The sequence below is a fragment of the Pseudomonas sp. LAM2023 genome, from assembly GCF_016620375.1.
GTDB lineage: Bacteria > Pseudomonadota > Gammaproteobacteria > Pseudomonadales > Pseudomonadaceae > Aquipseudomonas > Aquipseudomonas anuradhapurensis.
The window spans coordinates 128,162-145,523 of the sequence record NZ_JAENHV010000009.1 but is presented as its reverse complement, the minus strand read 5'-3'; the positions used below and the strand labels follow the sequence as shown (position 1 = coordinate 145,523).

Below are 17,362 nucleotides of genomic sequence, written 5' to 3'. Positions count from 1 at the left end.
TTTGTCGGATAGCGACATGCCTCATCGCGACCTGCTCACCCTGCGTCAACAAGTCGAAGACCTGCAACGGCAGAACGCGTTGTTGGAAGCACGGCTTTCGAGCCTGCAGGACCACGGCCAGGACTTCTACCGCTGGTTGTTCGACACCATGGACGAAGGCTTCTGCATCATCGAGTTCTTCGACGGCCCGCACGGCCCGCTCAGTGACTACGTGCATGTGCTGGCCAACGCGGCCTATACCAAGCATGCTGGCATTGCCAATGTGGTCGGGCAGAAGCTGCGCGAAATGGTGCCTGATGAGGCCGATGACTGGGCAGCGCGCTATGGCGCCGTGCTGCGCACCGGCGAACCCTTGCATTTCGAGCAGGAACTGGTGGCTACCGGGCGGGTGTTGTCCATCACCACGTTCCGCGTGGAGCCCGCCGAGAAACGCCAGGTGGCCGTGCTGTTCAAGGACGTCACCGAACGGCGCCGGGCAGAGCAAGCCGTGCAGCGCCTGAACGAAGAGCTCGAGCAGCGGGTAAGCACTGCGCTGGCAGAGCGCAGGCTGTTTGCCGAGCTGGTCGATCACAGCGTGGTCAACGTGCATGTGATCGACAAGGACATGCGCTGGCTGGCGGTCAATCGGCAGGCCAGGCACGATTTCCAGTTGCTGTACGGGCAAACGCCGGAGATCGGCGACTACATGCCCGGGCTGATCGATGACGGCCAGCCCGAGCAGACGCCGATCCTGCCCCTGTGGCAACGCGCACTGCAGGGCGAGCAGTTCATCGAGACCGGCGCTTTTGGCCAGGCCCCCGCGCAGCGCCATTACGAGCTGCGCTTCAACGCCCTGCGCGACCATGAAGGCGAGATCCAGGGCGCCTATCTGTTCGCCTATGACATCAGCCAGCGGGTGCAGGAGCAAGCGCGGCTGGCCAAGGCCGAGGAGGCCCTGCGCCAGGCGCAGAAAATGGAAGCAGTAGGCCAGCTCAGCGGTGGCATCGCCCACGACTTCAACAACCTGCTGGGCGGCATCCTGGGTGCCCAGGAACTGATGCGCCAGCACCTGGAGCAGGCGCGGTTCGACAGCCTGGAGCCGTTGCTGGCATTGTCCAGTGGCTCGGCGCAACGGGCTTCTGCGCTGGTGCACCGGCTGCTGGCGTTTTCCCGCCAGCAAACCCTGCAACCCCGCTCCACCCAGGTGGCCACGCTGGTGGCTGGCCTGGAAGACCTGCTGCGCCGCACCATCGGCCCGTCCATCAACCTGACCAGCTGCTTCCCCTGCCAGCTGTGGCCGACGTTCATCGACCCGCCGCAACTGGAAAGCGCCCTGCTCAACGTCTGCATCAATGCCCGCGATGCCATGCCTGACGGTGGCGTGATCGATATCCATGGCGACAACCTGCTGCTGGACGACGAGCACGCCCGCGCCCTGGAACTGCCCGCCGGTGAATACGTGCGGCTGAGCATCAGCGACAACGGCAAGGGCATGTCGGCAGAGGTGGCCCAGCGTGCAGTGGACCCGTTCTTCACCACCAAGCCGATGGGCCAGGGCACTGGCCTGGGCTTGTCGATGACCTACGGTTTCGTGCGCCAGTCGGGCGGGCAATTGCGGCTGTTGTCGACGCTTGGCGAAGGGACCCGCATCGAGCTGCTGTTGCCCCGCCACCATGAGCCAGCTGAAGTACCGGCGCCCACGCCGCAGCGCACGGCGCCGGAAAAACCCAGCACGGCGGCGCAACGCATCCTGCTGATCGAAGACCAGATCGCCTTGCGCGTGGTGGTCTGCGAAGTGCTGCAAGAGCTGGGCTACCAGGTCGATGCTTTCGAGAACGGCCCGGCCGCCCTCGCCCACCTGCAAACCGGCGCGCGGCCAGACCTGTTGCTGAGCGATATCGGCCTGCCGGGAGGGCTGAATGGTCGCCAGGTGGCGGAACGTTGCCGCGAGCGCTACCCCGACCTCAAGGTACTGTTCATCACCGGCTACGATGAAAGCGCGGCGCTCAGAGACGGCCAGCTGCTACAAGGCACGCTGGTGCTGACCAAGCCGTTCGAGCTGCAGGTACTGGCCGAACGGATACGCACACTGCTGGACGGTTGACGGCGGCTCAGCGCCCGCCGCCCAGGTCGACGAAACTACCGGTAGCGTACGACGCCTTGTCCGAGAGCAACCAGAGGATGGCCTCGGCGACTTCCTCGGGGCGCCCGCCGCGGCCCATGGGCAAGCCGGGCTCAAGTTTGCTGACCCGCTCGGGGTCGCCGGAAAGCGCGTGGAACCCGGTATGGATATAGCCTGGCCGAACGCCATTGACCCGCACGCCCTCGCCTGCCACTTCCTTGGCCAGGCCGATGGTAAAGGTATCGAGCGCGCCCTTGGAGGCGGCGTAGTCCACGTATTCACTGGGTGAGCCCAGGCGTGCAGCCACCGATGACACGTTGACGATGGCCCCACCCTGGCCGCCGTGTCGGCGCGCCATGCGCAGCAAGGCGTGCTTGGCGCAGAGCATGGGGCCGACGATGTTGGTTTTCATGACCTTGAGCAGGCGGAATTCGGACATGTCCTCGACCCGGCTCTGCTGGCCGATGGTGCCAGCATTGTTGACCAGCGCGGTGACCGGGCCGAGTTCCTGGTCGACACGCAGGAACAGCTGTATGACCTCGTCTTCGACGCTGGCGTCGGCCCGCACGGCAATGGCCTCGGCGCCCAGGGCGCGGACCTGGCCGAGGATGTCAGCCGCAGCCTGATCGTCAGCGTGGTAATTGATGCAGATGCGGTAGCCCTGGCGGGCGGCCAGCAGCGCTGTGGCGGCGCCGATGCCACGGCTGGCACCGGTAATGACGATGACGTTCTGCATGGATATGTTGATCGTTGGGAAGGGACGATCGACAATAGGGGAAAAGGGACGGTATGGGAATAGAACGCGGGGCCTGGCAGGTGCCTGTCTCGAGCGGTTGGCTGGCGCTCGATTGCGCCCCACCCAACACCCCAAGCCAGGCACCCGGACGCTTCAATGCCCCGCGGAAGCCGGCCCCGCCTTGGCGGTAAAGGGCGGCTTGGCAAACCACACCAGCAGGATCAACCCGGCAAATACCCAAGTCATCAGGGTGAAGTAATCCACCGTCGACATCATGTAGGCCTGGCCGTTCAGCATCTGCTCCAGCTGCGCATAGCTTTGCGGGCTGGCCCCGCCCAACTGCTCGAGGGTATGCCGCGTCGCCGGGTCGAACTGGCTGATGTGTTCACTCAGGTAGGCATGGTGCTGGTCCGCCCGACGAATCCAGATCCAGGTGGTCAACGACGCCGCAAAACTCCCGCCCAAGGTACGCAGGAAGGTTGCCAGCCCGGAGCCATCGGCAATCTGCTGCGGCGGCAGGTCGGATAGCAGGATGCTCAAGGTCGGCATGAAGAACAATGCCACGCCAATGCCCATGAACAGCTGCACCAACGCCACGTGCTGGAAGTCCACCTCATTGGTGAAGCCGGCACGCATGTAGCAGCTGGCGCCGATCGCCAGAAATGCCAGGCCCGCCAGCACACGCAGGTCGAAACGGTGTGCGTACTTGCCCACGAACGGCGACATGATCACCGGCAGCAGGCCGATCGGCGCCACCGCCAGGCCCGCCCAGGTGGCGGTATAGCCCATCTGCGTCTGCAACCACTGCGGCAGGATCAGGTTGATGCCGAAGAACCCCGCATAACCGCCGACCAGCACGAGGGTGCCAACCCGGAAGTTGCGGTGCACAAACAGGCGCAGGTTCACCACCGGGTGACGGTCGGTCAGCTCCCAGATCACGAACACCGTCAGGAACACCAGCGAAATCAGGCTGCCGGTGACGATGAACGACGATTCGAACCAGTCCAGGTCGTTGCCTTTGTCGAGCACCACCTGCAAGGCACCGACGCCAATGATCAGCGTCAGCAGGCCGATGTAGTCCATCGGCTGGCGGCTGGTGACCACCGGCCGGCTGCGCATCTGCTGGCGCACCACGGCGGCGGCGAACAGGCCGATGGGTACGTTGATGAAGAAAATCCACGGCCAGCTGTAGCTGTCGGTGATCCAGCCGCCGAGGATCGGCCCGGCAATCGGCGCCACCACGGTCACCATCGCCAGCAACGCCAGGGCCATCCCGCGCTTGGCCGGTGGGTACACCGCAATCAGCAATGTCTGGGTCATCGGGTACAAGGGCCCGGCCACCACCCCCTGCAGCACGCGAAAGCCAACCAGCTCCGGCATCGACTGGGCAATCCCGCACAGGAACGAGGCCAGCACGAACAGCAGTGTGGCCCAGATGAACAGCTTCACTTCGCCAAACCGCCGGCTGAGCCAGCCAGTGAGCGGCAAGGCAATGGCGTTGCTCACCGCGAACGAGGTAATGACCCAGGTACCCTGCTCGTAGCTGACCCCCAGGTTGCCGGAAATGGTCGGCAGGGCCACGTTGGCAATGGTGGTGTCGAGCACCTGCATGAACGTCGCCAGCGACAAGCCGATGGTGGTCAGCAGCAGGCTTGGCGGGGTGAACTGGGCCGCAGCAGTATTGCTCATCGCTGCGCCGTCTTGCCGGTTGCGCTGTTCTCGTGGATCAGCCGGGCGATCAGGTTGTCGGCTTCGACCAGCTGACGGTCATAGACCTGGGTGGTATAGCTGGCCTGCTGGGGTGGCTGCTGGGCCAGTGCCGGGCCGCTCTGGTCGTGCAGATCGACCTCGACCACGGTGGACAGGCCGATACGCAGCGGGTGTTGCTTGAGCTGGTCGGGGCTGAGATGAATGCGTACCGGCACCCGCTGAACGATCTTGATCCAGTTACCGGTGGCGTTCTGCGCCGGCAACAAGGCAAAGGCGCTGCCGGTGCCGGCGCCAAGGCTGTCGACCGTGCCGCTGTACTTGACCTCGCTGCCATACAGGTCGGCGCTGATCTGCACCGGCTGGCCAATGCGCATGTCGCGCAGTTGGGTTTCCTTGAAGTTGGCATCGATCCACACCTGGTCCAGTGGGATCACCGCCATGGTCGCGGTACCGGGCTGCAGGCGCTGGCCCAGCTGCACGGTACGCTTGGCAACGTAGCCGGTCACCGGTGCCACCAGGGTTGTACGGGCATGGTCGAGGTACGCCTGACGCAAGTCGGCGGCGGCAGCCATCACCTCGGGGTGCGAGGACACCACGGTGTCATCGACCAGCGCGCTGCTGGTGCTGAGCTGCTGGCGCGCGCTGTTGACGGCGGCCTGGGCCACGCTCAAGTCGTCGCGGGCGTGGGACAGCTCTTCTGCGGCAATGGCGCCGCTGTCGGCCAGCACCTTGCGCCGGTTGAAGTCCTGCTGGGCCTTGCGCAGTTCGGCCAGGCGGGTTTCCAGCTGGGCCTTGAGCGAGTCGACGTTGCTGTACAGGCCGCGCACCTGGCGCACGCTGCGCGCCAGCCTGGCTTCGGCGGACTGCAAGGCCACTTCGCTGTCGGCCGGATCGAACTGCAGCAGCACCTGGCCAGCATGCACCAGGTCGCCGTCATCGGCGCCGATACTGGTGACCGTGCCGCTGACCAAAGGGGTGATTTCCACCACGTTGCCGTTGACGTAGGCATCGTCGGTGCTTTCGTGCCAACGCCCGACCAGGCTGTACCAGGCCCAGGCGCCTGCGGCAGCCAGGATCACCAGTAACAACAGGCCAAGCAGCCAGGCCTTGCGCTTGCGCGAGGGCTCGGGCGTTGCGGAGGGAGACGGGGTGTCTGCGGAAGTGGCCATGACAGTACCTTGGATAATTCGTGACAGGGTTCAACGATCACCGAAGCGGCGGATCGTCAACGGGTCGCCGGCAGCGAGCAACACCTTGGCCAACAGGCCTTCCAGGGCTTTGAGCTCTTCGCCGTCGAGCGCGCCGCACAACTCGTTCATGGCGGCGGCGCCGATTTCCGGCAGCCGGTCGGCCAGGCGCTGGCCGTCGGCAGTCAAGGCCAGGCGCACCTGGCGACGGTCGTCGGCGCAACGGGTGCGCACGATCAGCTCCTTCTGCTCGAGGCGGTCGAGCATGCGCGTCATCGAACCGCTGTCCAGGCCCAGGTAGCGGCACAATTCGGCCGGGGTATCCACCTGGTACTGAGTGACGATGATCAGCACCTTGAACTGTGCGGCGGTGACGCCTTCGGATTCGAGGTGCCAGTCGAGGATGCGGTCCTTGAGGATTGCCGCACGGCCAAGCAGCATGCCGATGGCGCAGGTCTGGAAGTTGTCTGGGGTGAAATGGGCCATCAGCGACTGCTCGGGTAAGTGTGTAAAAATATTACTGCTTAGGCAGTGAATGTCAAAGCTTTGATTAGCAAGCTATGAAATATTTCATGATTTCGCCCGATTCGCGGCCTGTGCAGGAGCGGCCTTGCGTGGCGATGGGGCACAAAGTGGCCCCCAACAGTTTGTGCCGCAACACAGATCCAGGGCCGCTGCGCGGCCCATCGCGACGCAAGGCCGCTCCTACAAGGCTCGCAGGCCCAATGCCTGCACCGCCCCGCAGGCAATGGCAATACCGACCAGCTCGGCCAGGCTTTGCGCCTGCAAGCGCTTCATCACCCGGCCGCGGTACAAGTCCACGGTTTTCACGCTGACCCCCAGCCGTTCGGCAATCTCACGGTTGCTCGAGCCCTGCGCCAACGGCACGAACACGTCGCGCTCGCGCGGCGTCAGGGCATCGACCCGCGCCTGCACCTGAGCCAGCGCCTGATCGTCCTGACGCGCCCGCCCGGCCTGGTCCAGCGCAGCCTGTACGCTGTCGAGCAGCAACTGATCGTTATACGGTTTTTCGATGAAATCGCAGGCGCCAGCCTTGAACGCCCGCACCACGATCGGCACATCGGCATGGCCACTGACGAAGATCACCGGCAGCGCCAGGCCGCGCTCGCGGATCGCCTGCTGCACCGCCAACCCACCCAACCCCGGCATGCGCACATCCAGCAGCACACAGGCCGGCCCGTCATCAACGCAGGCATCAAGAAACGCTTGCCCGCTGGCAAACGGCAGTGCCTGCAAACCTACCGACTGCAGCAACCACACCGTCGAATCCCGCATGCCCTGGTCGTCATCGACCACATACACTTTCGCTTGCACCACGCCTCCCCTCATCCCCTGCTGACCGCCAGGCGGCAGCACAACACCAGACCACCCTTGTCACCGGCCCGCGCCCACAGGCTGCCGCCAAAGCCTTCGATCAGGCTGCGGCTCATGCTCAAACCCAGGCCCAGGCCGTCGGCCTTGCTGGTGGTGAAAGGGGTAAAGATTTCATCCAGCCGCTCGGGGGCCACGCCCGGCCCCTGGTCGGCCACTTCTACCAGCACGCCGTCGCCATCGCGCGCAGCGCTCAGCAGGATACGCGACGGCCGCTCGCCGTGCTGCTCGCGGTTGGCATCAATGGCATTGCGCAGCAGGTTCAGCAGCACTTGCTCCAGCAGTACCCGGTCGGCGTACACCGAGGGCAGTTGCGCGCTCATGCGCAATTCGACCAGCACCTGGTCGCGCGCAGCTTCCCAGGCACACAGGCGCATGGCTTCACCGGCCACCTCGGCCACGTCCAGTGCCTGCAGGCGGCGCGGCCCTTTGCGCAGGAAGGCGCGCAGGCGGCGGATCACCTCGGCAGCATGGGTGGCCTGCTCGCTGATGCGCTGCAGGCCCTGCCCAACCCGCTCGCGCGCCTGCGGGTCGTGTGCCACAGCCTGCAGGTAACGCTGGCTGGCATTGGCATAGTTGACCACCGCGGCCAATGGCTGGTTGATCTCGTGGGCGATACCCGACGCCAGCTCGCCCAGGGTGGCCAAGCGGGCACTGTGCGCCAGGCTCTCCTGGGCCTCGATACGCAAGGTAATGTCGCGGGACACGCTGACCACCTCGACCACTGCGCCGGTATAGGTTTCGCGGATGGCCCGGCTGGCGATCTCGAACCAGCGGTAACCGCCTGCGGCCTGGCGCACCCGGCAGGTCATGGTGTGGTAGCCGTCCTGGTCGAGGGCAGCGGCGGCCTGGCGCAGCACCTGGCGACGTTCGCGCGGGTGCAGCAGGGTATGCACCGGCCTGCCACGCAATTGCTCGGGCCACAGCCCGAGCAGGCGGAAGGCCGCCGGCGAGGCATCGAGAAAACGGCCATCAGGGCTGTGCCTGGAGATCAGGTCGGTGGTGTTCTCGATGATCAACCGGTACAGGCGCCGGGCGCGGCTGGCCTCGCGCGCACCGTGGCGCTCGTCACTGGCGTCGCGGCAACGCGCCAGCACTTGCTGGCCCTGATCGTCGGGGATGAAGTTCCACAGCACGATGCGCTCGCCAACCTGTACCTCGACGTCGGCAATCGCCCGGTGCTGGCGCAGGCAGGCGCGCACCAGGGAGGCACAGTTGGCTGGCAGCCAGCTGGCCAGTGCGGGACCCTCATCAAGCCACGCCTGTAACGCCGGGTTGAGCGCCAGCGGCGTGGCATCGGCGCAGAGCATCAGGCTGGGCTGAGGGTCCTTGGCAAGCAAGGGGTAGGCGGTCTTGTCCAAAATGAGCGGCTCGTTGTTATAGTAGTTTTACTATATTGCTATAGTCGATATTCCTAATACCATAGCGACTCGCGTAAAACAGCGACAAGGGTAACGGCCCACCGTCCGTCACCCTGCACCCTGATCAGAGCTAACAATCAGCCACCGGGGGCCAAGCGCACTGGCTGCGCCTGCCTCCCCTACAGGATTACCGCATGTCGATCTATGCCCAGGGCCTGATGCCCGCTGCCGTCAACCATGTCGCCCTCACCCCGCTGAGTTTCATCGAACGCACCGCTGCCGTTTACGGCAATTATCCTGCGGTGGTCCACGGTGCCATCCGCCGCAACTGGCAGGAAACCTACCAGCGCTGCCGACGCCTGGCCAGCGCCCTGGCCGGCCGGGGTATCGGCCGCGGCGATACCGTGGCGGTGATGTTGCCGAACATTCCGGCCATGCTCGAGGCCCACTTCGGTGTGCCCATGACCGGCGCTGTGCTCAACACGCTGAATGTGCGCCTGGATGCCGAGGCCATCGCCTTCATGCTGCAGCATGGCGAGGCCAAGGTGCTGATTACCGACCGCGAGTTCCACACGGTCATCGAGGCTGCCCTGGCCCTGCTCGAACACCCGCCCCTGGTGGTGGATGTGGATGACCCCGAGTATGGCGAAGGCCGCGCGCTCAGCGAGCTCGACTACGAGGCCTTCCTCGCCGAAGGCGACCCGGAATTTGCCTGGGAATGGCCCGATGACGAGTGGCAGGCGATCTCGCTCAACTACACCTCCGGCACCACCGGCAACCCCAAGGGCGTGGTCTATCACCACCGTGGCGCCTACCTGAATGCCCTGGGCAACCAGATGACCTGGGCCATGGGCCACCGCCCGGTGTACCTGTGGACCCTGCCGATGTTCCACTGCAACGGCTGGTGCTACCCGTGGACCATCACCGCGCTGGCCGGTACCCACGTTTTCCTGCGCCGGGTCGACCCGCAGAAGATCCTCAACCTGATCCGCGAACACCAGGTCAGCCACTTGTGTGGCGCGCCGATCGTGCTCAACGCCCTGGTCAACATGCCCGAGGCGGCCAAGGCGGCCATCGACCACCCGGTGCAGGCCATGGTCGCCGGCGCCGCACCACCCGCCAAGGTGATCGGCGCCGTGGAGGAAATGGGCATCCAGGTGACCCACACCTACGGCCTGACCGAAGTCTACGGCCCGGTGACCGTGTGTGCCTGGCATGACGAATGGGACCAACTGGCGCTGGAAGAACGCGCGCGGATCAAGTCGCGCCAGGGCGTGCGCTACCCGACCCTCGACGGCTTGATGGTCGCCGACCCGCAGACCCTCGAGCCGGTACCGCGCGACGGCAACACCCTGGGCGAGATCTTCATGCGTGGCAACACCGTGATGAAGGGTTACCTGAAGAACCCCGAAGCGACCGCCGAAGCCTTCCGTGGCGGCTGGTTCCACACCGGTGACCTGGCCGTGTGGCATGCCGACGGCTATGTCGAGATCAAGGACCGGCTCAAGGACATCATCATTTCCGGCGGCGAAAACATCTCTACCATCGAGGTGGAAGACGCCCTGTACAAGCACCCGGCCGTGCTGGAAGCCGCAGTAGTGGCGCGCCCGGATGAAAAATGGGGGGAAACCCCGTGCGCCTTCGTTGCCCTCAAGCCGGGCCGCGAAGATACCCGCGAGGCCGACATCACCGGCTGGTGCCGCGAGCACCTGGCCGGGTTCAAGGTGCCGAAGACCGTGGTGTTCGGCGAATTGCCGAAGACCTCCACCGGCAAGATCCAGAAGTACGTGCTGCGCGACCGGGCCAAGGCCCTCTGAAGCCGCAGCTGCCTCATCGCCGGCAAGCCAGTTGCCACAGGGTTGATACAAGCCTCGAGCCTTGTGCAATGCCTGTGGCAGCTGGCCGGTGGTTGGGCCCGCACAGACAACCTCAATCTTCCAAGAGCACACGATGACCACCTACACCGCCCCCCTGCGCGACATGCGCTTCGTCCTGCATGATGTGTTCAACGCCCCCGCCTTGTGGGCCCGCCTGCCCGCCCTGGCCGAGCGCATCGACGCCGAAACCGCCGATGCCATCCTCGAGGAAGCAGCCAAGGTCACCGGCCAGCTGATCGCCCCGCTCAGCCGCAACGGCGACGAGCAGGGCGTGCATTTCGCGGCCGGCACCGTCACCACCCCCGATGGCTTCCGCGAGGCCTGGCACACCTACCGCGAAGGTGGCTGGGTCGGCCTGGGTGGCAACCCCGAGCATGGCGGCATGGGCATGCCGAAAATGCTCGGCGTGCTGTTCGAGGAAATGCTCTATGCCGCCGACTGCAGTTTCAGCCTGTATTCGGCGTTGAGCGCCGGCAGTTGCCTGGCGATCGATGCCCACGCCAGCGAAGCACTCAAGGCCACCTACCTGCCACCCCTCTACGCAGGCCGCTGGGCCGGCACCATGTGCCTCACCGAGCCTCATGCCGGCACCGACCTGGGGCTGATCCGCAGCCGCGCCGAGCCCCAGGCCGACGGCAGCTATCGCATCAGTGGCAGCAAGATCTTCATCACCGGCGGCGAGCAGGACCTGACCGAGAACATCATCCACCTGGTACTGGCCAAGCTGCCTGATGCGCCGGCCGGTGCCAAAGGCATCTCGCTGTTCCTGGTGCCCAAGTACCTGGTCGAGGCCGATGGCAGCCTGGGTAGGCGCAACCCCGCGCATTGCGGGTCGATCGAACACAAGATGGGCATCAAGGCCTCGGCCACCTGCGTGATGAACTTCGACGGTGCGGTCGGCTATCTGGTGGGTGAGCCGAACAAGGGCCTGGCCGCGATGTTCACCATGATGAACTACGAGCGCCTATCCATCGGCCTGCAGGGCATCGGCTGTGCCGAAGCGTCCTACCAGAGCGCCGCCCGCTATGCCAATGAACGCCTGCAAAGCCGCGCAGCCAGCGGCCCGCAAGCCAAGGACAAGGTGGCCGACCCGATCATCCAGCATGCTGATGTGCGGCGCATGCTGCTGACCATGCGCACCCTCACCGAGGGTGGCCGGGCGTTCGCCGCCTACGTTGGCCAACAGCTGGACCTGGCGCGCTACGCCGACGACGCCGGCGAACGCGAGCACGCCCAGCGCCTGGTGGCACTGCTGACGCCGGTGGCCAAGGCATTCTTCACCGACAACGGCCTGGAAAGCTGTGTGCTCGGCCAACAGGTGTATGGTGGCCATGGCTACATCCGTGAATGGGGCCAGGAGCAGCGCGTGCGCGACGTGCGCATCGCCCAGATCTATGAAGGTACCAACGGCATCCAGGCCCTCGACCTGCTCGGGCGCAAGGTGCTGGCCGACGGCGGCCAGGCACTGGCCAGCTTTGCTGCCGAGGTACGTGCCTTCAGCCTCGACGCGCCGCTGCACCGCGAAGCCCTGCAAGCGAGCCTGGCACGCCTGGAAGCGACCAGCGCCTGGCTGCGCTCGCGCGCTGGCGAGGAGCCCAACCTGGTCAGTGCCGTGGCGGTGGAATACCTGCAGCTGTTCGGGCTGACCGCGTATGCCTACATGTGGGCGCGGATGGCCGCGGTGGCGTTGGCCAAGCGTGACGAGGACGATGCGTTTCATGCGGCCAAGCTGGCCTGTGCGGAGTTCTACTTCCAGCGCGTCCTGCCGCGTGGCTTGGGCCTGGACGCGAGTATTCGTGCAGGGAGCGCCAGCCTTTATGGGATGACCGCCGGACAATTCTGATCGCCCCGCCCGCCCTCAGCGTCGGCAAGCCGGCTCCCACAGGCAGGCCCTGTAGGAGCCCGGCTTGCCGGCGGTGGCGACCAGGTGGAACGGGTTCCTGCCGCGAAGGGTTCTCAAACGCTGGAAAACCGTTGCCAATCCGACGAAAAACCGGCACAACAGAGAATCACTCGCCATTACCGCGGTTCTCCGGAGCCCTGCGCCAAGGGTAGAATGCGCAAAACCCGGAGCCGCAATGAACCACGACCGCCGCAACCCCAGCCCAGACGATGCCATCACCGACGCCGCCGCGCACTGGTGCATGCGCCTGCATGCCGAGGATTGCACGCTGGCCGAGCGCGAGGCGTTCAGCCGCTGGCTGGCGGCCGACCCGCAGCATGCCGAGGAATACCAGGCAATGCTGGAGATCTGGCACACCGCCGACCTGCTGCCACGCAACGCCACCGTCATCGATTTCAACGCGCCCGTTCAGCACCCGGCGCGCCCGCGTGGCTGGCGGCCATTCGCCTCTGCTGCCGCCATCGCCCTGGCAGTGCTGCCGCTGGCCGGCTGGCTGGGCTGGGAACAAGGCTGGCTGCCCAACCACTACCAGCACTTCGCCGCCGGCGAGCGCATGCAGACCGTGGAACTGAACGACGGCAGCACGGTGCAGCTCAACCTCAACACCGAGCTCACCTACCTGAACTACAAGGACCAGCGCCAGGTCACGCTCAAGCGTGGCGAGGCGTTCTTCAAGGTGCGCCACGACAGCAACCACCCCTTCATCGTGCATGCCGGCCGTGGCCAGACACGTGTCACCGGCACCCAGTTCAACGTGTGGAAGTACCAGGACCGGGTCAAGGTGACGTTGGTGGAGGGCTCGGTACTGGTCTCCAGCGACGGCAGCGACGGCGGCTACCGCCTCGGCCCGGGGATGCAGGCCAGCTATCGCCAGGGCGACTTCGAGCCGCAGCTGGCACAGAGCGACGATTACGGCAACAGCCTGGCCTGGCGTGACGGCAAGCTGGTGCTCGACAACCTGAGCCTGGAGCAGGCGCTGCCGATGATCAACCGCTACCTCGACGCGCCGTTGCTGCTGGCCGACGCCAGCACCGGCCGCATTCGTATCAGCGGCATCTACAACACCCGTGAGGTGGGGCGCCTGGTCAACAACCTGCCCAAGGTGCTGCCGGTCTACCTGACCCGCAGCAAGGATGGCAGCACTGTGCTCAACCGCATCTCGCCGCCACCCGGCAAGGGCTGACGCCTGCCCTACAGGGTCATCGCCGCCAGCCAGCCGAACGCCAGCAGCGGCAGGTTGTAGTGGATGAAAGTGGGTACCACGGTGTCCCAGATGTGGTGATGCTGGCCATCCACGTTAAGCCCCGAGGTCGGCCCCAGGGTCGAGTCCGAGGCCGGCGAACCCGCGTCGCCCAGGGCGCCGGCGGTACCCACGATGCACACCGTGGCCAGCGGGTCGAAGCCCAGTTGCACGCACAGCGGCACGAAGATCGCCGCCAGGATCGGTACCGTGGAGAAGGACGAGCCGATGCCCATGGTCACCAGCAAGCCCACCAGCAACATCAGCACCGCACCGACAGCTTTGCTGTGGTTGATCCACTGCGCCGACGCTTCCACCAGGCTCTTCACCTCGCCGGTGGCTTTCATCACGTCGGCAAAGCCCGAGGCGGCAATCATGATGAAGCCGATCATGGCCATCATCTTCATGCCTTCGGTGAACAGGTCGTCAGTGTCCTTCCAGCGCACGATGCCCGACAGCGAGAAGATCAGGAAGCCGACCATGGCACCGATGATCATCGAGTCCAGCCACAACTGGACAACAAACGCCGCAGCAATGGCCAGCCCGGCCACCAGCAGCGTCAGCGGGTTGTACTGCACGCTCACCTGCTCTACCTGCTCGATGCGCGCCAGGTCGTAGTCACGCTTCTTGCGGTAGCTGACGAACACCGCCAGCAACAGCCCGGCGAGCATGCCGGCGGCCGGGATGGCCATGGCATGGGTGACATTGACGCCGCTCACATCGACACCTGCGCGGGCGACGTTGGCCAGCAGGATCTCATTGAGGAAGATGTTGCCAAAACCCACCGGCAGGAACATGTACGGGGTGATCAGGCCGAAGGTGATGACGCAGGCGATCAACCGACGGTCGATGCGCAGGCGAGTCAGCACATACAGCAGCGGCGGCACCAGTAGCGGGATGAAGGCGATGTGGATGGGCAGGATGTTCTGCGACGACACCGCCACCACCAGCATCAGGCCGATCAGCAGCCATTTCACCTTGCCGCCATTGGCATGGCCCTGGCGCTCGATCATGCCCAGGGCACGGTCGGCCAGGGCATGCGCCAGGCCAGACTTGGCGATGGCCACGGCAAAGGCGCCCAGCAGTGCATAGGACAGGGCCACCGTGGCACCACCACCCAGGCCGCCGTTGAAGGCCTTGAGCGTCCCCTCGATACCCAGGCCACCGACCAGCCCACCGGCCAGGGCGCCAATGATCAGGGCGATGACCACGTGCACGCGGGACAGGCTGAGTATCAGCATGATGCCGACCGCGGCGATCACTGCATTCATGGTTGGCTTACCTCGTTGCGACAGAAAAAAAGCCGGCACTCTGAAGCAGTGGGCGACAGAAGTCAAAAGCGCCATGCTGCGGCAGATTACCAATGCCCGGCGCGATGCTTTGCAGGAGCGGCCTGGTGTCGCGATTGAGGCGCGGCGCGGCCCCAGCCATTCGTCTGCTGATGCTGAAATCCTGGGGCCGCGTTGCGGCCCTTTCGCGACACCAGGCCGCGCCTACAAGGGCCACGCGGGCCTGCAGGTTAAATTGAACGTTTGAATAAAGAAAAACCTGCGCTGGCCGACACAGACGTCAGCCACACTCCTATTACAAGGGACCCATCCCATGCCTTTGCGACAACTTTCCATCCAGTGGAAAATTACCCTGCTCGCCGGTCTCTGCCTGGCCGGCATCGTCACCCTGCTCGTCGGCCTGTCGCTGTACCGCATGGACCACAGCTCGGACCTGGTCAAGGCCAGCAGCATGCAGATGCTGACCGAGTCGGCACAGTCGCGCATCGAATCGCAAGGCGAGGTGCAGGCCTTGAACATCCGCCGCCAGTTCATGGACGCCTACCAGTACGGCGCTGGCTTCGCCCGCCAGGTGCTGTTCCTGCGTGAACAGGCCGAAAAGCGCTTTCTCGATGCCTTCGACCTGCGTGAGGACATGACCCGCCAGGTACGCGCCGCCTTGCAGGCCAACCCGGACCTGCTCGGCCTGTCGCTGGTATTCGAACCCAACGCGCTGGACAACAAGGACAGCCTGTTCGCCGGCAAGGCGGAACTGGGTAGCAACGCTACCGGGCGTTTCGCCCTGTACTGGTCGCAGCCGCGGGTCGGCCAGCTGACCTCCATGGCCCTGCCTGAAACCGACATGGCCAACACCGAGATCGGCCCCAGCGGCCAGCCGGCCAATACCTGGTGGGTCTGCCCGCGTACGTCCGGCAAGGTCTGTGTGGTGGAACCGTACTTCTATGACATCGATGGCCAGCAGGTCCTGATGACCAGCATCGTCTTCCCGCTGCGGGTAGACGGCAAGGTGATCGCCACCCTGTCCGTGGACATCAACCTCAACAGCCTGCAGGCCCTGAGCCAGGAGGCCAGCCGCAGCCTGTACGAAGGGCGCACCACGGTCGGTATCCTCAGCCCGGTCGGCCTGCTGGCCGGCTACAGCGCCGATGCCAGCAAGCTGGCCCAGCGCTTCGACCAGGTCGATACGGCCAAGGGCGCCGAACTGGTACGCACGCTGGCCGATGGCAAGTTGACCACCCTGCACGACCAGCAGCGCCTGAAAGTGCTGGCAGCGTTCCGCCCGATCCCGGATGCCCAGCCATGGGGCGTGTTGCTGGACGTGCCGGAAGATGCCCTGACCGGGCCGGCCGAGGCGCTGAAGCAGGAACTGGACGCGCTGAACACCAGCGGCACCCTGCTGGAGCTGGGCCTCGGCCTGGCCGCGGCAGTGGCCGGCCTGCTGATGGTGTGGCTGATGGCTCGCGGCGTGACCCGGCCGATCCTCGGCGTGGCGGCCATGCTCAAGGACATTGCCAGCGGCGAAGGCGACCTGACCCGCCGCCTGACCTACCAGAAGCGTGACGAACTGGGCGAATTGGCCGGCTGGTTCAACCGCTTCCTCGACAAGTTGCAGCCGACCATTGCCGAGGTCAAGAGCTCGGTGCAGGCCGCTCGCGGCACCGCCGACCAGTCCTCGGCAATTGCCACGCAGACCAGCGCTGGCATGGAGCAGCAGTATCGCCAGGTCGACCAGGTGGCCACCGCCTCGCACGAAATGAGCGCCACCGCCCAGGACGTTGCCCGCAGCGCCGCGCAGGCCGCCCAGGCCGCCCGCGACGCCGACCAGGCGACCCGCGAGGGCCTGGCGGTGATCGAGCGTACAACCACCAGCATCGATGCGCTGGCTGCCAACATGAGCGAAGCCATGGCCGAAGTCGAAGGCCTGGCGCAGAACAGCGAGAAGATCGGTTCGGTGCTGGAGGTGATCCGCTCGATCGCCGAACAGACCAACCTGCTGGCACTCAACGCCGCCATCGAGGCCGCCCGCGCCGGTGAGGCAGGACGTGGTTTTGCCGTGGTGGCCGACGAAGTGCGCAACCTGGCCCAGCGTACCCAGGAGTCGGTGGAAGAAACCCGCCAGGTGATCGAGGCGCTGCAGAACGGTACCCGTGAAGTGGTCGGGGCGATGGACAACAGCCACCGCCAGGCCCAGGGTGGTGTCGAGCAGGTTGGCCAGGCGGTCACTGCGCTGCAACGCATCGGCCAGGCGGTGACGGTGATTACCGACATGAACCTGCAGATTGCCTCGGCCGCCGAGGAACAGAGCGCCGTAGCCGAGGAAATCAACAGCAACGTGGCGACCATCCGCGACGTCACCGAATCGCTGTCGGGGCAGGCCAACGAATCGGCGCGGGTCAGCCAGTCGCTGAACAGCCTGGCCAACCAGCAGCAGGCGCTGATGGATCAGTTCCGCGTATGACCGCAGGCAGGGCCGGCGCCCGCCGGCCCTGCCACCTCGTGGTTGCCGGGCACGCGGGCGGGTCGTCTACACTTGCCGCACCACTCAACGGCAACCGACGAGGGCCTG

13 protein-coding genes and 1 pseudogene are annotated in these 17,362 nt (G+C 65.5%); 7 read left to right on the top strand and 7 right to left on the bottom strand.

All coding sequences use genetic code 11. The features are described 5' to 3' along the window. The first annotated feature begins 16 nt into the window (after nt 1-16). On the top strand, nt 17-2,083 hold the full coding sequence (locus JKP78_RS00760) for a PAS domain-containing protein (protein ID WP_186685679.1): 2,067 nt from the start codon (nt 17-19) through the stop codon (nt 2,081-2,083). Nucleotides 2,084-2,090: 7 nt separating this feature from the next. Here JKP78_RS00760 and JKP78_RS00755 read toward each other — a convergent pair whose 3' ends face one another. The 6 genes from JKP78_RS00755 to JKP78_RS00730 form a co-directional block, all read right to left on the bottom strand. Continuing rightward, nucleotides 2,091-2,837, bottom strand: a complete 747-nt coding sequence (locus tag JKP78_RS00755; protein WP_186685677.1) for an SDR family oxidoreductase — start codon at nt 2,835-2,837, stop codon at nt 2,091-2,093. Between the two features lie 153 nt (nt 2,838-2,990). Further along, nucleotides 2,991-4,526, bottom strand: coding sequence for a DHA2 family efflux MFS transporter permease subunit (locus JKP78_RS00750; protein WP_186685675.1), 1,536 nt, complete (start codon nt 4,524-4,526; stop codon nt 2,991-2,993). Next, nucleotides 4,523-5,716, bottom strand: coding sequence for an HlyD family secretion protein (locus JKP78_RS00745; RefSeq protein ID WP_170030206.1), 1,194 nt, complete (start codon nt 5,714-5,716; stop codon nt 4,523-4,525). The genes JKP78_RS00750 and JKP78_RS00745 overlap by 4 nt, the downstream gene beginning before the upstream one ends. A 30-nt stretch (nt 5,717-5,746) precedes the next feature. Continuing rightward, on the bottom strand, nt 5,747-6,220 hold the full coding sequence (locus JKP78_RS00740) for a MarR family winged helix-turn-helix transcriptional regulator (protein WP_170030207.1): 474 nt from the start codon (nt 6,218-6,220) through the stop codon (nt 5,747-5,749). 219 nt (nt 6,221-6,439) lie between these two features. Continuing rightward, a complete protein-coding gene (locus JKP78_RS00735; protein WP_325166761.1) occupies nt 6,440-7,072 on the bottom strand; it encodes a response regulator transcription factor in 633 nt (210 codons plus the stop codon). 8 nt (nt 7,073-7,080) lie between these two features. Further along, on the bottom strand, nt 7,081-8,487 hold the full coding sequence (locus JKP78_RS00730; protein WP_170030209.1) for a sensor histidine kinase: 1,407 nt from the start codon (nt 8,485-8,487) through the stop codon (nt 7,081-7,083). 194 nt (nt 8,488-8,681) lie between these two features. Between JKP78_RS00730 and JKP78_RS00725 the strand changes: the two genes are divergently transcribed. The 3 genes from JKP78_RS00725 (at nt 8,682) to JKP78_RS00715 (ending at nt 13,450) form a co-directional block, all read left to right on the top strand. Further along, a complete protein-coding gene (locus JKP78_RS00725) occupies nt 8,682-10,304 on the top strand; it encodes an acyl-CoA synthetase (protein WP_170030210.1) in 1,623 nt (540 codons plus the stop codon). A 133-nt stretch (nt 10,305-10,437) separates the two neighbouring features. Next, nucleotides 10,438-12,207: an acyl-CoA dehydrogenase C-terminal domain-containing protein gene (locus JKP78_RS00720; RefSeq protein ID WP_186685673.1), complete on the top strand. Its 1,770-nt coding sequence runs from the start codon at nt 10,438-10,440 to the stop codon at nt 12,205-12,207. 235 nt (nt 12,208-12,442) lie between these two features. Then, on the top strand, nt 12,443-13,450 hold the full coding sequence (locus tag JKP78_RS00715; RefSeq protein ID WP_200625846.1) for a FecR family protein: 1,008 nt from the start codon (nt 12,443-12,445) through the stop codon (nt 13,448-13,450). Between the two features lie 8 nt (nt 13,451-13,458). On the opposite strand, the gene JKP78_RS00710 is transcribed toward JKP78_RS00715, so the two are convergent. Further along, entirely contained in the window at nt 13,459-14,778 is a 1,320-nt protein-coding gene (locus JKP78_RS00710; RefSeq protein WP_170030213.1) for a Na+/H+ antiporter family protein, read from the bottom strand. Between JKP78_RS00710 and JKP78_RS00705 the strand changes: the two genes are divergently transcribed. The 3 genes and pseudogenes from JKP78_RS00705 (at nt 14,747) to JKP78_RS25320 (ending at nt 17,254) form a co-directional block, all read left to right on the top strand. Next, nucleotides 14,747-15,043 carry a hypothetical protein gene (locus JKP78_RS00705; protein ID WP_186685671.1) on the top strand — a complete coding sequence of 99 codons (297 nt, stop codon included), beginning with the start codon at nt 14,747-14,749 and terminating at the stop codon, nt 15,041-15,043. The genes JKP78_RS00710 and JKP78_RS00705 overlap by 32 nt on opposite strands. A gap of 66 nt (nt 15,044-15,109) precedes the next feature. Continuing rightward, nucleotides 15,110-16,396 (top strand): annotated as a pseudogene (locus JKP78_RS25325) (PDC sensor domain-containing protein); the annotation flags it as partial. A 102-nt stretch (nt 16,397-16,498) separates the two neighbouring features. Further along, nucleotides 16,499-17,254 carry a methyl-accepting chemotaxis protein gene (locus tag JKP78_RS25320; RefSeq protein WP_414707184.1) on the top strand — a complete coding sequence of 252 codons (756 nt, stop codon included), beginning with the start codon at nt 16,499-16,501 and terminating at the stop codon, nt 17,252-17,254. The last annotated feature ends 108 nt before the right edge of the window (nt 17,255-17,362 follow it).

Excerpts from the sequence above, each read along its gene's own strand:
- JKP78_RS00715 (WP_200625846.1), top strand. The coding sequence starts at position 12,443 with ATGAACCACGACCGCCGCAACCCCAGCCCAGACGATGCCATCACCGAC.
- JKP78_RS00725 (WP_170030210.1), top strand. The coding sequence starts at position 8,682 with ATGTCGATCTATGCCCAGGGCCTGATGCCCGCTGCCGTCAACCATGTC.
- JKP78_RS00705 (WP_186685671.1), top strand. The coding sequence starts at position 14,747 with ATGATGCCGACCGCGGCGATCACTGCATTCATGGTTGGCTTACCTCGT.
- JKP78_RS00720 (WP_186685673.1), top strand. The coding sequence starts at position 10,438 with ATGACCACCTACACCGCCCCCCTGCGCGACATGCGCTTCGTCCTGCAT.
- JKP78_RS00710 (WP_170030213.1), bottom strand. The coding sequence starts at position 14,778 with ATGAATGCAGTGATCGCCGCGGTCGGCATCATGCTGATACTCAGCCTG.
- JKP78_RS00755 (WP_186685677.1), bottom strand. The coding sequence starts at position 2,837 with ATGCAGAACGTCATCGTCATTACCGGTGCCAGCCGTGGCATCGGCGCC.
- JKP78_RS00740 (WP_170030207.1), bottom strand. The coding sequence starts at position 6,220 with ATGGCCCATTTCACCCCAGACAACTTCCAGACCTGCGCCATCGGCATG.
- JKP78_RS25320 (WP_414707184.1), top strand. The coding sequence starts at position 16,499 with ATGGAGCAGCAGTATCGCCAGGTCGACCAGGTGGCCACCGCCTCGCAC.
- JKP78_RS00745 (WP_170030206.1), bottom strand. The coding sequence starts at position 5,716 with ATGGCCACTTCCGCAGACACCCCGTCTCCCTCCGCAACGCCCGAGCCC.
- JKP78_RS00760 (WP_186685679.1), top strand. The coding sequence starts at position 17 with ATGCCTCATCGCGACCTGCTCACCCTGCGTCAACAAGTCGAAGACCTG.
- JKP78_RS00750 (WP_186685675.1), bottom strand. The coding sequence starts at position 4,526 with ATGAGCAATACTGCTGCGGCCCAGTTCACCCCGCCAAGCCTGCTGCTG.